Origin of the sequence: Sphaerospermopsis sp. LEGE 08334 (assembly GCF_015207205.1) — a bacterium.
In the GTDB taxonomy this organism is placed as follows: domain Bacteria; phylum Cyanobacteriota; class Cyanobacteriia; order Cyanobacteriales; family Nostocaceae; genus Sphaerospermopsis.
Genome location: NZ_JADEXH010000006.1, coordinates 1 through 18,514 on the forward strand (window position 1 = coordinate 1; position 18,514 = coordinate 18,514).

Here is an 18,514-nt window from a genome sequence, read left to right on the forward strand (position 1 = left end):
TCATAACCCAATAACTAATGACTAATGACTAATGACTAATGACTACTTTGACAATTATTACACAATCCGAAAAACTCTAGGGTGTGGTAAAATACTTTAAATTTATGGCTGGTTTGTAACTCGTTTTCTAGTTCATGGACTGGACATTGATGGATAGGTATGGAAATACCACATTGTAAACAGGTGAGGTGATGTTTATCTTGTTGGGTTAAACTATACAAAGCCTCACCATTAGATAAAGTTCTCACCTGTACTTTACCTTCGAGTTTCAAAGCTTCTAGGGAACGGTAAACTGTGGCTAAACCCATGCTTTGATTTAGGTTACGTAGTTCTATGTATATGTCTTGCGCGGAAATACCTTGTTTAATGTTTTTTAATAGGTTTAAAATTCTGTCTTGACTGCGAGTACGTATAGCTTTCATAGGAATTTTGGCTTTTAGATTTGCGTGGGAAAATAATAAAATTTTTGTATTATATATGACGGTTTTAACTTAGTATATCTGATATGAGGTTTTTTGATTGCGTAACATAATAGATTAAGTTTAAACAGTCTGTGATATTGTGACAACGGACAGCGACGAGGACATAAGCTGATGGCAAAAAACTCAGACCATAAAAGAATTTTAGCTCTGTCACCTGTCTCCTGTTCCCTGTCACTTACTATATTTTCACTCAGTTGGAACATAAAAGGTATAGGATAGCGATCGCACCATTCAGCAAAAGTTACCCCCCTCATGCAAAGGAAGTATTTAGCTAAAATTTTCGTGACTCTTCGGCCTTCTGTTTTAGATCCTGCTGGTGTAGCCGTACAAACTAGCTTAAAACAAATGGGACATGAAACTGTTGAACAAGTCAGAATTGGTAAATATATTGAATTAACAACGATTGCACCAGAGGAAGCTACAGCAAATCAAGATGTGAAAAATATGTGTGAGGAACTGTTAGCAAATACTGTGATCGAAAATTATCGTTTTGATTTGATTGAAGTAGAATCTCAAACTGGTGTTTTTTAGGTAATGGGTAATTGGTAATTGGTAAAAACTTCTTTACTGTCACCTGTCACTTATCACCTGTCACCTATTCCCTATTCCCTATTCCCTTATTTATGAAATTCGGTGTTTTAGTTTTTCCCGGTTCTAATTGTGACCGTGATTCTGCGTATGTGACTAGAGACTTACTCGGACAACCAACGCGGATGGTTTGGCATCAAGAGACTGATATTAGTGATATAGATGTAATTATAGTCCCTGGGGGCTTTAGTTACGGTGATTATTTGCGTTGTGGGGCGATCGCTCGTTTTTCTCCTGTGATGCGGGAAGTGGTTAATCATTCACAACAAGGTAAATTTGTCATCGGTATTTGTAACGGGTTTCAGGTATTAACTGAGGCTGGTTTGTTACCTGGTGCGTTAACGAGAAATGAGAACTTACATTTTATTTGCGATCGCTCTCCCTTAAAAGTTGAGCGTAATAATTTACCTTGGACTCATGGTTATACTGAGGGAGAGGTGATTACTTTACCCATTGCCCACGGAGAAGGGAGATTTTACGCAGATAAAGACACTTTAGCAGCAATTGAAGATAACGGACAAGTGGTATTTCGTTATCACGAAAATAATCCTAACGGATCATTAAATAATATTGCAGGGATTTGCAATTTGCAAGGTAATGTGTTAGGAATGATGCCACATCCTGAACGTGCAGCAGATAAAGCATTAGGTAATACTGATGGTTTGCGCTTATTTACGGGTTTGTTAGGTAAAGTTGCAGCGTTAGTTTAATTGTAAACATCAAATCATAGATCCCCGACTTGTTGAAGAAATCGGGGATTTGGTTTTTTATTGGTTTTTTATATGAATTAAAAATACTATAAAAAATACTATAATTAGTATTTAGAACAAGTTAGATTTTATCAAATAGTTCCTTGATTATTAGGAGATGATATCATGACTCAAAGTATTTACCAGCAATCCAATTATCAAAGATTAACAGAAATTGTGAATCATTTAATTGACAACAATCATCTGTATCAAGAAAATCTGGATAGAGAGGAAATGATAGCAGTGATGAAAGATACTTTCAATCCCGTGAAAGTTGTGGATGTGAATAATATTTCTGAGGAAGAATTAAAGAAACGAATTAAAAGAATTTTATCTTTACATTTAGTCTCAGGAATGCTGAATGATTTTACTCCAGAACAAATGAGAATTTTTGATGAATCTGTAAGGACCTCTTAAAGAAGTCCGGGATCTGATGTTTCCTGATTTTTTTCTATTTCATTATTTTTACGTATTGACTTGTTAAGTTTTAAAGATTTAATATAAAGGGTGTTGTAATATTAACAACCACAAGTAAAGGTAGAAATGAATAAAATAGCAATAAATCCAGACTTAGCAAATGTAGATTACACTGATTTATTAAATAAAATTGTCCAAGTTTTACAAAATAAGCAGATATTCACAATTTCTGCTGATAGAAAAAAGGTGATGATCAATATTAATGATGTAGTTAATGAAGTTATTAAGTTAACTCCTCATAACCCATTAGGAAACGAAAGGATATTACGTTCAGCAACTTTGAATTTTATTCCTGGTACTGAAGATTTATTCAGAGAGAAAATTAAACAGATTGTAGTTTATATTCAATCTCATCTACAAAGAGAAATTACCACAAAAACTGGTGATCATCAAATAGATAGATTCACTTTTATCAAAAGTCTTATTTTAGGTTTGCAGGAATTTCAAGGAGAATATAACCGAGATAAAGATACCAAGGAAATTCTTTTAGACTTCACCTATCCATTTAAAGAAGCGAAAGATTTACAAAAACAGAGATTAACAGTTAAAAAAGACGAAAGAAACAAAAACAAACAACTACTAAAAGCGCATAAAGTCAAAATTCACATAGATAAACCCCGTGATTTTAACGCTACCTTATTAACAGGGATAAACAATTATCTTGATATCACATTTGCAGATGCTAACACAGAAGATCGAGAAGATTTAGGATATATAATTGAAAACCTAGAGAAAAACACCAACTCCGATATTTACAGTTTACAAAACCTTGTTAACCAAGAAACATTAGGAAAACTGAAAAAACTAGCTAAAATCAGATATTTAGAATATTTATTAGAACAAATTGATGACAAAAATCAAGGTAAAATATACTTAGAAGATTTAATTAGAAGATTGAAACTATTAGAAGATTACATTAACGATAGTAATAAAGCAGATGGAGAATATCAAGTTAACTATGGGGGAATATCGGTTAATTATCAAACCATATTTTCCCGCAGTGAAGCTTATGATATATTACCAATAATTCCCATCATCGAAGGTTATTTAGGAGAAGCAGAAAATCCAAATCTAGAAGATATAGAGTTTACCTTTGGATTAAAGTTAAAATTAAACGGTAAAGTGCAAAATGATGGAGAAAAAACATTAAAAGGTAAAGTGCAAAATGATAGAGGAAAAACAGCTTTTGACTATCATCTCAACCTGTTAGATCCAGATAGTGATCCTCACAAAAAAGAACTTGCAAATGAATCAACGAAATTCACATTTGTCAATAAAATCTTGAAAATCGGATTTTTATATTATTTCATCTTTGCATCACGGCCAAATCTTGCAAGTGATTTAGAATATAATCCCATAGAGACATTAGAAAAAAACGTCTTACCCATATTGAGAGGTAATGACGACGAAGCAAAACGGAAACTTTTTAGAAGTTGGATCAAAGGTTTTGATACATTAAAAGTTGCAGAAAAAATAAAAACATTAAAAAAATCTCTCACCGAATTAATTAAATATAAAACACCATTTCCGGTGAGAAATTATCCCGTACACATTTCTGTGAAAAACAGCATTTTAGAAACCGATATTGACACCATCAACGAAAGACAAACCATATTTAAAGAAGCATTGCGGAGCAATTTTAAAGACTGTTTAAAATACATCAACTTAGGAGACGCAACCACACAAGACAACTTACTGATAACCCTTCCTGGAAACATCAGTATTAGTGAAATTCATTTTTTAGAGACAGAAGAAAAAGAAACCTTTGATATGAAATATGATCTGACTCCAGGAGTAGGAGTTTTACCCGTCATATTTTTAGCAATGAAAGAAGGGGGTAATTTTTATCAGAAACACTTACAACATCGTAACTTATTAGTATTTCCCCATCGTTCGGAAAACGACAAACTAGAAGAACATCAAGAATTTATTTACAAAATTACCTATAGTTTACTTACGTATCTTTGTCTTCATGTTATTTTAGAAAGACAAATATTAAAAGATGGAAAACCATTTATTCCTCTGTTTAGAATACACCTGAAAGAAAAAACAGATAACGCACCTATAGAGAAATTTATCGTTTCCTTAACTAAGGTATTATCCCATCTATTGAATGAAAGATATCGCAGCAATGAACAGGGAATAGTTATTACTAAAACTAGCAATTTAAAATTTACAATTCCTAATTCTCTCAGTTCATTATATTCTGTATTTCCCAAAAATTTTACCTTTGCACCCACTGATAAGTTTACATTTCAGGAACTTAAAAAACTTGCGATCATTGTTGTTTCCAGTCGAGAAAGTGATAGTCGGTGGAATATAAAAGATAAAAAATCTAACTTAATGGGTGAAATTATCACTTTAGAAACAGAAAACAAAACCGCAAGAGTGCAACTATTTAAAACCTTCTCAGAAAACTACGACGATCATCAAAAAATGTTTGAATATCCTACGGTTGTAGTTGATAACGTAGACAAACTTTATCAAAGAGGGTACAGACACTTTATTTATATTGCAAAAGTTCCCTACAGTAGTACATTACATATTACCCAAGTAGATAAAAAAGAAGAATTGTTTTTCATGTCAGAGAATGTGATTAAATCATTCAAAAAAGAAAGACATGACATCAAAATTTATCCGATGTTTTTTGAAAAATACTATGCAGTAAAATTTGAAACTCCCAAAGCTACATCTTTATATATTCAGGATACCTTAGAACTTACCAATTTAGCGGAGGATCAACATAAACAATCTGTGATTTTCTTTAATTTATTTAATGGTTTAGAAGTTGCTAAGGATGTTAATTATCATGGAGTCATGTCTTATGCGACTTTGTTAAATATTTATCAGGGAATTTTAGATGATAAAGATATCAAAGAAGGGTTAATGTATGATGACAGTCAGTTAAAAAATGAAATTTTGCAATGTTTAACTTTGTTCCATTTTTCCCGTTATGAAAAATCAGGTAAATTACAATTAAAGTTAGATCCATATCAGCATTTAATCGGGGATGAATCAGTTAGTAAATCTGCAATTTTTCCACATATTAGAGGTAAGGGAGAGTTTAATTCTCTCGCTTTTTTAACTCACGTTAAATCAATATTATTAGGTAAGGAAAAATAAAAATGAAATGGTTTATATCCCCAACTTCTCAGATAAATTTATCATTTATTTACTAGATAATCACAGAAGTCGGGGATATGATTTATATAATAACGAACCACGTTCTGCGAAGCAGTTCCCGAAGGGTAGACACGAAGAACACGAAGAGAAGAGGTTTTTGAGGGTTTTGACAAGGAGTAAAATATGACTGCACAAATAGCGGATGATTTGGGAAGATTGTTTGAAATGGGTTTTAATATTGGGATTTTGTCTTATATCCATAAGAATAATATTAAAAATTATTTTGGTGATTTGTATAGTCAGGAGTTGCAAAATCTCAAGTTTGCAGAAATTACAAAAAATATTGTGAAGAAGGTTGTTGGTAAGTTAGAAAGAGAAATTGCAGAAACTTGGTGTCAGTTTTTTGTACAGAAGGGTTTTTTGTGTGGGTTAAATTTCTTTCGGGAGTATCTTAAATCTCTGGGATGTCGTGAAAAAGCAAACTTGCAAAATTTGGAAGTTATTTATTTTCAATGTCGGTTTAATGGTGAAAATAGTATTGGTACTCATGAAGTTGATGAAATACAATGGTTTAAAAATGTTCTCTCTCAGTTTAAAAATGTAAATGTCACTTCTGGGGATATTCAAAATTATAAACAAGGTGGTGATTTTCTTAATGCAGATAGTTTAATGTTGTTGAAATATAAAAATAATTACCGGGTTTTATGTCTTGACTTGTCGGTATTTTCTATTCACACTAATGATGATTTACAAAATATTGATTATGTGGAAATTATTAGAGGTTTGTTATTACGAGATATCAATTATTTACGTTCTAAAAGTGTGTTTTCTAAGTTGCGTATTGATACTGAATCTTTGGGTTTAGATTTTTCTCCCGGTTTAAAGGAATATTTCACCGCTTTTAAATCTAAGGATAAAGAAAGTGCTAAATTAATTCAAGCGGGTAGTTATATTTATAGTTTCTGTCAGTTTTTACAAGAAAAATTATCAGAAAATTCTATTCTTCCTGATGTTTCTAAGTTGGTTTGTAATGCAGTGGGATATAGCGATCGCTATTTTAATACTATCTCTATTCCCGGAAATAATATCCAACTTTTTGAAATTTGTCATCAAATTTATCAACAAAATTACAAAACAGAAGAAGAAATTAGCGACGCACGTTATCGCGTTTTACAAAAAATCCAAATTAACGCATATCGCAGTTTTCAACAAGGTAAAAAACTGGTTGACTCTCTCCTCAACATTACTCCTAATACCATCAATATTTTACCACGTCATACAGAAACGATCACCGACTTTTATAACTCTGTTTCTCCCGTACCATCTGAGTTAATTTCTAGTTTAAATTTAACTGGAAATCCCAATTTTAGACAAGCGCACAACCAACTAATTACAAGATATCTACTTTCTGAAAATACCTACATTTTCTTAACAGGAAATCCCGGAATCGGAAAAACTACTGCTATTGTTGATTTTCTCACTCAATATCAAAATGATGGTTTCCTTTTATTATACGTCAGTCCCCGGAAACAAGTCAATCTTGACATCATTGAAAAATTCAAAGATCGCAAAACTGGAAGATTAGTAAATGAGCAAATTTTTGCTATCAATACTCACAGTAATTTGATTCAAGACAATGGTGGTAAACTCTCGGTTGCTTATACATCAAACCAATATCAAGAAGATTTTACTTTAGGAAATGTGCATTTTCTCAACAGTGAAAATATTGAGAGAAAATCACAACGTCAAGATAGACTGCAACAAATTACAGATGATACTTTTCAAGATACAGGAACAAAAAATAAAGGAGTTTTACAGAGTATTTGTGAAGGTTTATATTACCTCATCAAATATCAAAAATCTAATCAAATTATTGCAACCGCTTCTACCCAGTCTTTGAAAAAAACAGACTATGGTGATACTTTACAACATTTAGAAAAAATCTTTCAAGACGCATACAGAAAAAGTGACGAGAAAGTATTTCCTGAAAAAATGCGAAATATATCCCGTCGCATCAAACATCTATTTATTATGATAGATGAAATTACCGGAGATGAAGGAGGAGTAGAATTTTTAGAGGGAATTAAAAAAATGGTTAAAACTTATAAATTAACAAACCCAGAAAATGGTTTTAATACTAAAATCATCGTTGCAGATGCTTCTATTGTTGATAAAAATGTCATTTGTCAACATTTAGAAGATACTTCCCCCGAACCAAATAAGGTTTATTTTAGAAAAGCAGAATCAAACATTCAACCTCTATCTGTAGAAAGTTTCACATTTAAAGGTTCACCCGCTATCATTATTAATACTAACACCTATCCTGCAAAAAGTCTTACTATTAATTATCAAATAATTGTCGAATCTTGTCGTTTTACTGATAGAATTAAACTAAGAGATAAATCTGATTTAGAGAAAAAATCTCAGGAAAACATTTTAACAGATATTAAAAGTATCTTCCAAAAATCCGATGTTGAACAATTTATAGTTTACATCCAAAATAAACCTAAATTATCAGAACTGATTGATAAAATTCAGTCAGAGTTAGGAAGAGATAACTTTGTTAAAAATACCCACTTCCTAGAAATACACGCGAATATTTCAGAATTAGAAAAACAGGAAATTAAACAACATCAAGAAAACGTCAAAGTTGTATTTATGACTGCTTCCGGAAGTCGCGGTTTATCCTTCCCCAAAGCGAAACATATCTTAGTCGAAATTCCGAAATTTGAAATTGAAAAAAACCTGATGGAAATAATTCAGGTTATTTACAGAGGTCGGGGAAATGATATTATAGATAATCAAGATAAATACGTCACATTTTATTTAGCTGAACGTTCAGTTTATTATCAAGATGATCCAGAAATATCTATTAAAGAAAACTCTCTCAATTTATTAAATCTTCTCCTAATTCTTAAAGCATCTATCATGACTAGGATTCAAGGTTATGGTAATATAGGAAGAAAGAATTTTGTACTTATCCCCATCGGTGGAAAATCAGTTTTTGCTGCGGGAGAGGGTTTTTCTAGTAAAATCGAAAATCTCATTACCCAACTGAAAAAAGAATATAACCGTAACAAAAGTCATACTTCCTTAAAATACGCATACACCAAACTAGAATTATTAATGGGTGACGGTGATTTTATCGTTGCTAAAAATACCGAAGAGAGTTATTTAAAGATTCGGGAAAATTTTAATAATACATTTTTAGAAGTTGCAAAAACTTTTGATCAGTTATTAGATTTTACACCTTTAGAATTAGGTTATATTAGTGGAGGATTATTAATTGTACCCAGTCCTAAAATTCAAGAATCTTATCAAATGCGTTTTTTAGATATTCAAAACTATGCAAATAGAGAATTATGGAATACTTTAAAAAGCATTAGTAAAAATCAAATCTATCCCGAAAGTCTCACCTCTGCGGTAAAAGATGCAATAGAATTAGTAGAAAAATTAATTAATGCACCGGAGAAAACTCAGAATTATATTCAAAAAAGTCAACACACAGATCAATATTACGCTTTACCATTATTTGCATTTATTAGTGGTGAAGTGATGAAAGAATATTTTGATAGTAAACCAGAAGAACCGGAAGATCAACGTTTTAAAGATATCCTATCTATATATATTCGTTCTTTGTATCCGGTGGGTAATATTTTACCGATAGGACATAATTACCAAGAATTTCCTTTTGTGGTATTTAGAAGTTATAGTTTGGAGGAAATGAGAAATAAATTGTTTACAGAAAAATATTTGTTAAATTCTCAGGAATTAAATGTTATTAATTTAATTCTTTCTCAAAATTAAAATTAGTGGTTAGATCCCCGACTTCTCCAAGAAATCGGGGATCCTATTAGGATTTTGGATTTTAGATTTTAGATTGATTAAAGATTGATTATAATTTGTGCGATCGCTATTTTTAACCAACCTATATTTAAAGCTATAATTTAATTATCTGCATTCGATAAATTCTTCGCACACACATCAACCAACTCGCAAACATCACAACCGGGAGAACGCGCTTTACAAACTGCACGACCATGATATATTAATCTAATAGACCAATTTTCCCATTCTGGTTGAGGTAATAATTTCATTAAATCTTTTTCAATATTAATAGGTTCAGTATTTTTTGTTAACCCCAAACGCTGACTTAACCGCTTCACATGAGTATCTACAGTCACCCCTGCATTAATACCATAAGCGTGCGCTAAAACCACATTTCCAGTTTTTCTCGCAACTCCTGGAAGCTTTAATAATTCTTCCATTTTATTGGGAACAACTGAGTTAAAATCATCAACTATCATCCGACAAGCAGCTTTGATATTTTTCGCTTTATTGCGATAAAAACCCGTGGAACGAACTAATTCTTCTAATTCTAAAATATCCGCATTTCCTAAACTTTCTGCATCAGGAAAACGACTAAATAAAGCTGGAGTAACTTTATTCACTCGTTCATCTGTGCATTGTGCAGAAAGAATTGTTGCTACTAATAATTGTACCGGAGTTTCATAATTTAAAGAACAAGTCGCATCAGGATAAAGACGATGGAGACGAGTGAGAATTTCTAAAGTACGTTGCTTTTTGGATAACTTTTTAGTAGTCACATCAACAAGTTTTATTTAATTAAAAATTAACTGAAAATTTTTTAGGTGAAAGATTTTGATGTTTTTGATTTTAAATCTAAAATCTAAAATCTAAAATCCAAAATCTAAAATAAAAATGGATCACATTCCCAGTCTGAGACTGGGAACGAAATGAAAGCTAAAATTTGCTTACAAGTTCTGGAATATTTGTTGTACAAATTCTAGTTGCAGAGTTTCTTTGAAAATCAAGAAAATACCTAATCCTAAAAGTAGGACTAAACCAGTTTGCATGACACCTTCTTGAATCTTTGCTGGTAAGGGTTTACCTAGTAAACCTTCAATCAAAAGAAAAGCTAATTGTCCACCATCTAAAGCAGGGAGAGGTAAAATATTGATGATGGCTAAATTAATACTAATTATTGCCGCAAAAGATAACAAATTTGCACTATTATCTGCTGCTAATTTAGCACCAATTTTCACAATATTCACAGGTCCTGAAACTTGACTTGCTGTTTGTTGAAAGTTGGTTATTAGCTGTCCAAATCCTTTGATTGTACCAATAAATAATTGCTGGAATCTATCAGCAGCAACGGTGAAAATCTCTATAGGATTTTGGGGACGACGATAAACAGCTTCTCCATTTGGTCCTAGTTCAATTCCTACTAAACCTTTACCATCAGCACTTTCTGTAGGAGTTAATTTCAAAGGTATTTCTTCGTTTTGACGCTGAATTTTGAGGTTAAGTTGTTGATTTGGATGTGTTTGAATTTCTTTGGTCAGCAATAAGGTAGAATCTTTACTAGCAGTTAGTTCTTGACCATTGACGCTGAGAACAATATCACCTGCGCGAATACCAGCTTGGTAAGCTATTGATTGTTCATTAACAGGTTTAACAAGTACACCAGGTTGATATTGAAATTCTTGGGGAATACCAACAATACCTATTTGCAAAGCGAGAACAAAATAAGCAAAGATTAAGTTTGCTATGACACCGGCACTAATGACGATCGCCCGATCTAAAATAGGACGATTCCGCAATAAGTTGGGATCATTGGGGGGAATTTCGCTATCTGGATCATCGTCGGGAAAACCAACAAAACCACCCAAGGGGAAAGCGCGGATGGTGTATTCTGTTTGTGATCCTTGGTACTTTAACAGGGTGGGACCAAAACCCAAAGAAAAACGGTTAGCGTAGATACCTTGAGAACGTGCGGCTATAAAATGTCCTAACTCGTGTACTAAGATCAAAATTGCCAAGACGGCGATCGCTGCTAAAACTGACATAGAGCAAATTTAGTCAAAATATTGAGATATATATCTTTATTGTAGTTTGGGAATGGACTCAGAAACAAAGTTTAGTGTTATTTATTGTCAATTGCTAATAAAAGTGCAAATTATGGCGATTTTGCTAGTTTCCCAGCTTGGAGCAAAATTTGTCTAAATCAGGATGTTCAGGATTTGAAAATTTACAGGATAATTCATTTATTTTTCATCCTCCCAAATTGTGTAATTTTCTGCAAAAACCTCCTCCCAAGTTAAAGCAGTAATTTCTGGTTTTTTACCCATTTCATCCCTAGCATCTTGTTTAGCAGATGTAAAACACTTATCCCAAATAGACTCTAAAAACTCTCGATTAAGACTAGGCATTTCTTCTTGACTATCACTAATTTCTCTCCTTGCTGAACGAATGGAAATTACCCAACTAGCACTACGTTTTTCAGGTTGACATTTCCATTTAATTATATGTAACATCAATCGAGTTAATTGACTAATAACTGCTCTTTTTTCTGATCTTCCCATTGACTCTGCTAAACTATCTAAAATTTGCTCAACTTCTGCCATTTTTCCCTCCTTTAGCAATTCCTTTGCTTTTTTCACTGCTAAGTATGGTGATTGAAATACCAGTTCATCCCATGTTAATGTCATAATTAAAATTCCTCTCTTTTATCAATAGGAAGTTGATCTCTAGTGAGCATAAAATAAAATCTTGGATATTCTGATTCTGACAAATATACTACTCATAATGCGTCCACATTCGCAAAACTTTAATAGTATTCTCAGATTCAATCACTTCATATACTAAACGATGTTGAATATTAATTCTTCGTGAATACGCACCTTCTAAATCTCCTACTAATTTTTCATAAGGTGGAGGATTTTGAAAAGGGTTAATAGCAATAATATCAAGTAAAGTTTGCACTTTATCTTTCAAATTACTTGCTGCTAATTTTTTAGCATCTTTCTGAGCTTGTTTAGTATAAACTAATTTCCAATTTACCACTCTAATTCCTCATCACATTCTTCTATTGGTGTTGCTAATCCTTCTTTAATTGATTCTCTCATCCCTGGAATAGAAAGTAAATATAGAGTTTCTTGGATAGATTTCCAGTCACTTTCAGATAATAAAACTGCGTTGCTATTTTCTCCTGCAATAATAATAGGTTGATGGGATTGATTGACTGAATCAATTAAATCCTGTAGTTGTTGTTGTGCTTGATTAATTGAAATCATAATCTTTTTGTTGAGATTACATTATCATAAATAATAGCATAGAATTTATTTTTTTGTCTGAATCAGGATGTATAGGATGTTTTTTAATATTCATCTATATTTTCAGAAGTTGCGCTATGAACATCCATATATAAAGCAATAGTCATTTACAACAGTCCTTTTGCTTTCATTCTGTTGTAAAATGGAGATGATACTAATTCATTTCTACTTTGTTGTACTTGTTCCCATTCTTCCTTTATTTCTTGGTCAATTTCTTCTTGGTGATCAAAGTAATAACCCATAGTAGCATGAGCTTCAGCTTGGGTTAAATAAGGATGTTGATGACACATTTCTTCCACAGACCAACCATAGGCAATATAGTCCATAACAATTTGTGCTACCCTAATACGTGGAATACGCTGTAATCTTGCTGGTTGATTTTCGGTTTTTTCAATATGCGGGTAATTCAGGGTTAACATATTATTTGATTTAGCTAAGTAGCTTGAATCACTATATTTTAGTATATCATTTTTTTGTCTGCATCAGGATGTCCAGGATGGTTGTTTCATATTCATCTATATTTTCAGAAATTGCATTTTGTCTGAATCAGGATGTCCAAGATTTGAGGATGTACAGGATGGTTTTTTAATATTCTTCTATATTTTCATAAATTGCGCTAATTTTAATATCCCAGAATATCAAAATCAAATATAATCCTGTTAATCCTTTAATCCTTTAATCCTTTAATCCTGATTCAGACAGTTAATCTAACGTAATATTCTCACTTCAATTCCCACACTAAGATTACTCCATAAACGGTCAGTAGTTAAAACAGGTTGATTGAGAAAAATACCTAATGCTAAACAAGCTCTATCACCAAATGAAAGTCCAATTGATTTAGTAATTGGTCGTAAAGTTCCTGCTTTTAATGCTTGTTCTTCATTAAAATCAATCACTTCCAGATTCAGATTATTTATGATTAGAATAATATCATTGTCTGGTATTCCTGCATCTGCTAATTTGGCTATTACTTCAGATAAATTCATTGTACTAATTGCAGCTTTCCCAATAAATTTTAACACTTCTTCGCTTCCAGGTTCTTGATTGAGTAAAGCTAAAATTGCGGAAGCATCTAAAACAACTTCACTCATTTAAACTTTCCTCTCTCCGTTCCTGAATTAATTCTTCAGATAGTTTTCTAGTAGTTGGAATATATTTTCTAAAAATGGCTTGGGCATTTTTTACAGAATTTTCCCACTCTTCTTGATTGACAATAGGACTAACTATATCACCCAATGTTTTACCTTTACCAGCAATAGAAGCAGGAGGAGTACGGCGTTTTTGTGCTGGTAATTGATGTTTGAGAAATTGAATAAAATCTAAAACTTCTTGTTGTTTATCTGCTGGTAATTCTCGGAAGTTCTCTAAAACTGCTTGTTCAATGGTCATAATTTTACCTTTAGGAGTATAATGTAATTATATTATAGATTATAACTTTTTGTCTGAATCAGGATGTCTGGTTACTGAGCGAAGTCGAAGTACAGGATTTGAGGATGTACAGGATGGTTTTTAATATTCATCTACATTTTCAGAAGTTGCGCTAATTTCAATATCCCAGAATATCAAAATCAATTATAATCCTGTTAATCCTTTAATCCTGGTTATCCTGATTCAGACAGTTAAATATATTATAAAAATAATAAAAAATGGTGCATTAAATAAAGTTGATTAACGCACCCTAAAAAATTAGCGTAATTTTACCACTGTCTTCAACGGAAGAGAGATAATTTTTCTGCTACTTGTTGCTTGTTGTTTTCTTAAATCAGCACAAATAGCAGCTAAATCATAATCAAATGACTTAGCTTCTTCATCTCTGATTTTCCGAATTTCTGCCAAAACTTCATCTTCCATGATAAATTAATTTTTAGGAGATACTTCAAAAGAAAGTTGAGAACGATAAAAACAAACATTAAATTCCATAAAAAAATTAACTTGTCCCAAAATTAAAGGAACATTAGTTGCTTGAGTCCAAGCAAATACTAATTTTACAGGTTCAAAATCTGCTACTTTAGCTGATACAACCAAGACCCGCGCTTCAAATTGAGCAAGATTACCTGTTAATTGTAAAGAGGTTGTTAAATCTTCCCAGTTTGCACCAATATCTAATCCTAATTGATAAGGTAAAACATTAACAGTTGCTCCCGTATCTAGTAACCCTGTGGCCTGTAATTCCTGTCCACGATAAGTTAAGATAATTGGTAGATATGGTCTAAAACCTGCTTCTCCCAAGGAAGGATCATAAGTAGTAAATGAGTATTTATGTGTATTATTCATGATTGCTCTTTTCTGCTTCCAGAACTTTCAACATTGTATTTGCAGCTTCAAAAGCATCATAGGGAGATGAGATAGGATAAGACATTCCTGGTTTAATTAATTCCGATTCTTCTTGTACTAATTGAGAGGCTAAATATTGGATAATTTGTAATTTTTCAGCCCGACTTAATTTATTTAATAATGGCATTAATTCTAGCATGGTTTGATTATTGCTATAGTTAGTAGTTGATATTATATCATTTTATCAATGTAATGGGAATTTGTCTGAATCAGGATGTCCAGGATTTGAGGATTTACAGGATGTTTTTTTCATATTCATCTATATTTTCAAAAGTTACGCTAATTTTAATATCCCAGAATATCAAAATCAAATATTATCCTGTTAGTCCTTTAATCCTGGTTATCCTGATTCTGACAGTTAATTATACATTACTTAGTAATTTAACCTGAGAAATAGCACGTTCAACATCTGGCAATTTTTGTCCATGTTTTGCGGCAGTTTCTAACCATAAATCTCTGACAATGATCAATTCCTGTAATGTTTCTTCTAAAGTTTCTCCCTGTACTAAACATCCTTTTAATGCTGGGATTTCAGCTACAAAACCGCCTTCTTCACAGGGATAAACAACAATGGGATAATTCATAATTACGCTCCTTCTATCAATTCTAATACTCGTTTAACATAAACTGATTTTACTCGATTATTATGCACGGGAATTACTAAAATTATATCATCTTTGATAAAGATATGATGACTACCTGTAATTCTATCTAATACAAATTTATCTGGTTCTAACAGTTTACGAATATCACTAAATTTGGCATTATTGGGACTATTGGTTAAGTTTTCAATTAGTTTATCTTTTTTGACCATTTTCCGCTAATAGAATTTTTAACATTATTTGTCAGAATCATGATGTCCAGGATTTGAGGATGTACAGGATGGTTTTTTATATTCATCTATATTTTCAGAAGTTGCATTTTGTCTGAATCAGGATGTCCAGGATTTGAGGATTTACAGGATGGGTTTTTAATATTCATCTATATTTTCCGAAGTTGCACTAATTCAAATATCCCAGAATATCAAAATCAAATATAATCCTGTTAATCCTTTAATCCTGGTTATCCTGATTCAGACAGTTAAATTTTAATAAAAAACAGTGCATTAAATTTCATGAAATTACTCAACCCAATTTTCTAATAATAGATTAGGAATGCGAGAAAATTCGCGGATGTTGTTAGTAACTAGGGTGACACCTAAACTCATTGCATGAGCAGCAATTAACATATCCATTTGTCCAATAACAAGACCTTTACTTTCTAAATCACTTCTAATAATTCCATAAATTACTGCTGCATCTTGACTAAATTCGACAATTTCTAAAGGTAGTAAAAACTGAATTAAGGCATTTTTATTTTTTTGCTGTTGCTGACTTTTATAAACTCCATATTCTAATTCAGCAACGGTAATGGAAGAAATACCAATATCAGAAATTGATAAGGTTTGAAATCGTGCTATAACTTTTTCTGGCTTTTGTTTAATCAGATAGATACAGATGTTTGTATCGAGCAGATATTGCATTTAAAATTCCTCTCTTTTATCAATAGGAAGTTGATCTCTAGTGATCATAAAATCATCAGAAAATTGATCTAAACTATCAATTAGAGTTTGCCAAGGGTTATCTTTACTAATCAGAATAATTGCATTACCAATTTTTTTGATATAAACTTCTGTACCTGTCATTTGAAAATCTGGGGGTAATATGACTGTTTGATGAGTACCATCACTGCTAAGTTTAGCTGTGTTCATGATATATGGCCTTTAGGTTAGTGGTTTATTCTTTGATTATAACTAATAATTGTCTGAATCAGGATGTCCAGGATTTGAGGATGTACAGGATGGTTTTTTCATATTCATCTATATTTTCAGAAATCGCATTTTGTCTGAATCAGGATGTCCAGGATTTGAGGATGTACATGATGTTTTTTAAAATTTATCTATATTTTCAGAAATCGCATTTTGTCTGAATCAGGATGTCCAGGATTTGAGGATGTACAGGATGGTTTTTTAATATTCATCTATATTTTCAGAAGTTACGCTAATTTCAATATTCCAGAATATCAAAATCAAATATAATCCTGTTAATCCTTTAATCCTGGTTATCCTGATTCAGACAGTTAAATTTTAATAAAAAACGGTGCATTACATTTCATTAACGCACCCTACGAGATGAGCGATCACATTTAACTGATATAGTCAGTTATAAAAGTATAAAATATTAATTTTACCACGGGATAATTTCATCAAAAATGCTACTCCTAAACTCATCACCCAAGATGGGAAGTATTTTATTTAAGCTTGTTTCTTTTATATGGTCTAAAACTTGCGAAACATCCTGAAAATCGTCTCTAATTTTAAATTTTTGCTCTGATATATTTTCTGCTTCTGGCTCTCCTTTCAAAATATTACAGTGTACTAAAGACAAGCATAAATTATTGAGTTTATTACTTTCAATATCCGGAAGTTCCTGACTGAGAATATCTAATATTTCAGATATATTCATTAATCTCTCACGCCGTGATATTAAGCTATTAACAACTCTTTCTAAACTGTATTTATCTTCAATTGTAATTCTCGGTTTACCGCTGGCTAATAAATTCTGGTAGCGTTCCGGTGTATGTAAATTTTCATTCAATATATCTGGAAGTACATTAACTCCACTGGGAATAGAATTTCTAAAAACAAGCAATGTATTAGATGGTGGAAGATTTCCAACACATGATTCTGTATTTGTACAAACAAATTGTAGTAGTTCAGCAAATCTACTAAAGCCAACCATTTCTGGTTTAAACCCTGGTATTGCATATTTGAATGCTTCCCTTATGGTTGAAAGGGGAATGCCGCTCCGATTCATTTGTTTACGAGCTTCAGAATCTTGACAAAACCAATTGATAATTGTTTGACTATGGAATAAAATACTATTTTTATCCACTTGATAAATTGGTTCAATCTTATTTGCCATACGTACAACAAATGGATGAGTTATGCCAATTCCTAAACCCTTATCATTAATAAAGGCTGTATTTTTTGACTCAGTGGTAGTATCCTCAAAAGGATCTTCTTCTGGTGCTTCTAGTCTTATAAAGTGATCGCAAACTGATTTTAAAATATCATTTGCTGCATTTTCATAAGCACAACCAATAACTTGTTTGCCATACTCATGTAATTTTTTTGCCAGGGAAGCAAAACCTCCATCTCCTGACACAATAACATACACTTCAATGTGAGGACGACTAATAGTTATATCCATTGCATCAACAGCTAATTGAATATCAGCAGCATTTTTTTTGTGATAACGTGCAAACCCAAAAATTTGAATTGGATCTATGCCTAACTCATTAATTTCACCTTTGAGAAGACTTAATCTAGGATCACTCCAATTAGCATAAGCTCGCTGTAAGGAAATCCTCTCAACCATATCTAAATCTAAAATCTGGCGATATATCTGTTTTAATGATAATTCTTTGATAAAATCTCTCGAAAAACTATAGCCTTTCGTAAGATTTTCAATATCATAAAGTATAGCAGTGTTAAATCTTGACATAAGATTTTATTCCCCGTACTGTAATGTTATAATACTACTAATTAGAGTGAGTATATAAAAATTTTACATATTCTGCTTTA

Annotated in this window: 22 protein-coding genes; 5 read left to right on the forward strand and 17 right to left on the reverse strand. The window is 32.0% G+C overall.

What is annotated here, in order from left to right; all coding sequences use genetic code 11:
• Positions 1-35: 35 nt before the first annotated feature.
• On the reverse strand, positions 36-422 hold the full coding sequence (locus tag IQ237_RS04620; protein ID WP_194052852.1) for a Fur family transcriptional regulator: 387 nt from the start codon (positions 420-422) through the stop codon (positions 36-38).
• Positions 423-734: 312 nt separating this feature from the next.
• Between IQ237_RS04620 and purS the strand changes: the two genes are divergently transcribed.
• From purS to IQ237_RS04645, 5 genes are all read left to right on the forward strand, one after another.
• A complete protein-coding gene (purS, locus tag IQ237_RS04625) occupies positions 735-1,013 on the forward strand; it encodes a phosphoribosylformylglycinamidine synthase subunit PurS (RefSeq protein ID WP_194052853.1) in 279 nt (92 codons plus the stop codon).
• A 92-nt stretch (positions 1,014-1,105) separates the two neighbouring features.
• Positions 1,106-1,780, forward strand: coding sequence for a phosphoribosylformylglycinamidine synthase subunit PurQ (gene purQ / locus IQ237_RS04630; protein ID WP_194052854.1), 675 nt, complete (start codon positions 1,106-1,108; stop codon positions 1,778-1,780).
• Positions 1,781-1,945: 165 nt separating this feature from the next.
• Positions 1,946-2,236 (forward strand): hypothetical protein, encoded by a 291-nt coding sequence (locus IQ237_RS04635; RefSeq protein WP_194052855.1) that lies wholly within the window; start codon positions 1,946-1,948, stop codon positions 2,234-2,236.
• 126 nt (positions 2,237-2,362) lie between these two features.
• Positions 2,363-5,419 (forward strand): hypothetical protein, encoded by a 3,057-nt coding sequence (locus IQ237_RS04640; protein WP_194052856.1) that lies wholly within the window; start codon positions 2,363-2,365, stop codon positions 5,417-5,419.
• Between the two features lie 183 nt (positions 5,420-5,602).
• The gene (locus IQ237_RS04645) at positions 5,603-9,226 is read left to right on the forward strand and encodes a helicase (RefSeq protein WP_194052857.1); all 3,624 of its coding nucleotides are present in this window, start codon (positions 5,603-5,605) and stop codon (positions 9,224-9,226) included.
• Positions 9,227-9,366: 140 nt separating this feature from the next.
• Here the strand turns inward: IQ237_RS04645 and nth are convergent, their stop codons facing one another.
• The 16 genes from nth to IQ237_RS04725 all read right to left on the reverse strand — a co-directional run bounded on the left by nth (position 9,367) and on the right by IQ237_RS04725 (position 18,434).
• Positions 9,367-10,026, reverse strand: a complete 660-nt coding sequence (gene nth / locus IQ237_RS04650; protein ID WP_194052858.1) for an endonuclease III — start codon at positions 10,024-10,026, stop codon at positions 9,367-9,369.
• Positions 10,027-10,194: 168 nt separating this feature from the next.
• Positions 10,195-11,289, reverse strand: a complete 1,095-nt coding sequence (gene rseP, locus IQ237_RS04655) for an RIP metalloprotease RseP (protein WP_194052859.1) — start codon at positions 11,287-11,289, stop codon at positions 10,195-10,197.
• A gap of 198 nt (positions 11,290-11,487) precedes the next feature.
• A complete protein-coding gene (locus IQ237_RS04660; protein ID WP_194052861.1) occupies positions 11,488-11,931 on the reverse strand; it encodes a DUF29 domain-containing protein in 444 nt (147 codons plus the stop codon).
• A gap of 88 nt (positions 11,932-12,019) precedes the next feature.
• Complete coding sequence (locus IQ237_RS04665) at positions 12,020-12,286, reverse strand: Txe/YoeB family addiction module toxin (RefSeq protein ID WP_194052863.1); 267 nt, start codon at positions 12,284-12,286, stop codon at positions 12,020-12,022.
• Complete coding sequence (locus IQ237_RS04670) at positions 12,280-12,516, reverse strand: type II toxin-antitoxin system Phd/YefM family antitoxin (protein WP_194052865.1); 237 nt, start codon at positions 12,514-12,516, stop codon at positions 12,280-12,282. The genes IQ237_RS04665 and IQ237_RS04670 overlap by 7 nt, the downstream gene beginning before the upstream one ends.
• Before the next feature lie 146 nt (positions 12,517-12,662).
• Complete coding sequence (locus IQ237_RS04675; protein ID WP_194052867.1) at positions 12,663-12,974, reverse strand: DUF433 domain-containing protein; 312 nt, start codon at positions 12,972-12,974, stop codon at positions 12,663-12,665.
• Positions 12,975-13,262: 288 nt separating this feature from the next.
• Positions 13,263-13,646 carry a PIN domain-containing protein gene (locus IQ237_RS04680; RefSeq protein ID WP_194052869.1) on the reverse strand — a complete coding sequence of 128 codons (384 nt, stop codon included), beginning with the start codon at positions 13,644-13,646 and terminating at the stop codon, positions 13,263-13,265.
• Positions 13,639-13,944, reverse strand: coding sequence for a DUF2281 domain-containing protein (locus tag IQ237_RS04685; protein WP_194052871.1), 306 nt, complete (start codon positions 13,942-13,944; stop codon positions 13,639-13,641). Before IQ237_RS04685 ends, IQ237_RS04680 begins: the two co-directional genes overlap by 8 nt.
• A gap of 297 nt (positions 13,945-14,241) precedes the next feature.
• Entirely contained in the window at positions 14,242-14,406 is a 165-nt protein-coding gene (locus IQ237_RS04690) for a hypothetical protein (protein WP_194052873.1), read from the reverse strand.
• A gap of 6 nt (positions 14,407-14,412) precedes the next feature.
• The gene (locus IQ237_RS04695; protein WP_194052875.1) at positions 14,413-14,829 is read right to left on the reverse strand and encodes an aspartyl protease family protein; all 417 of its coding nucleotides are present in this window, start codon (positions 14,827-14,829) and stop codon (positions 14,413-14,415) included.
• On the reverse strand, positions 14,822-15,028 hold the full coding sequence (locus IQ237_RS04700; protein WP_194052877.1) for a hypothetical protein: 207 nt from the start codon (positions 15,026-15,028) through the stop codon (positions 14,822-14,824). The genes IQ237_RS04695 and IQ237_RS04700 overlap by 8 nt, the downstream gene beginning before the upstream one ends.
• Before the next feature lie 223 nt (positions 15,029-15,251).
• Positions 15,252-15,473: a type II toxin-antitoxin system HicB family antitoxin gene (locus IQ237_RS04705; RefSeq protein WP_194052879.1), complete on the reverse strand. Its 222-nt coding sequence runs from the start codon at positions 15,471-15,473 to the stop codon at positions 15,252-15,254.
• Positions 15,474-15,475: 2 nt separating this feature from the next.
• Complete coding sequence (locus IQ237_RS04710; RefSeq protein ID WP_194052880.1) at positions 15,476-15,703, reverse strand: type II toxin-antitoxin system HicA family toxin; 228 nt, start codon at positions 15,701-15,703, stop codon at positions 15,476-15,478.
• 306 nt (positions 15,704-16,009) lie between these two features.
• Positions 16,010-16,411, reverse strand: coding sequence for a type II toxin-antitoxin system VapC family toxin (locus IQ237_RS04715; RefSeq protein ID WP_194052881.1), 402 nt, complete (start codon positions 16,409-16,411; stop codon positions 16,010-16,012).
• On the reverse strand, positions 16,412-16,639 hold the full coding sequence (locus tag IQ237_RS04720) for an antitoxin (protein ID WP_194052882.1): 228 nt from the start codon (positions 16,637-16,639) through the stop codon (positions 16,412-16,414).
• A 475-nt stretch (positions 16,640-17,114) separates the two neighbouring features.
• Positions 17,115-18,434: an NYN domain-containing protein gene (locus tag IQ237_RS04725; protein ID WP_194052883.1), complete on the reverse strand. Its 1,320-nt coding sequence runs from the start codon at positions 18,432-18,434 to the stop codon at positions 17,115-17,117.
• Positions 18,435-18,514 lie beyond the last annotated feature (80 nt).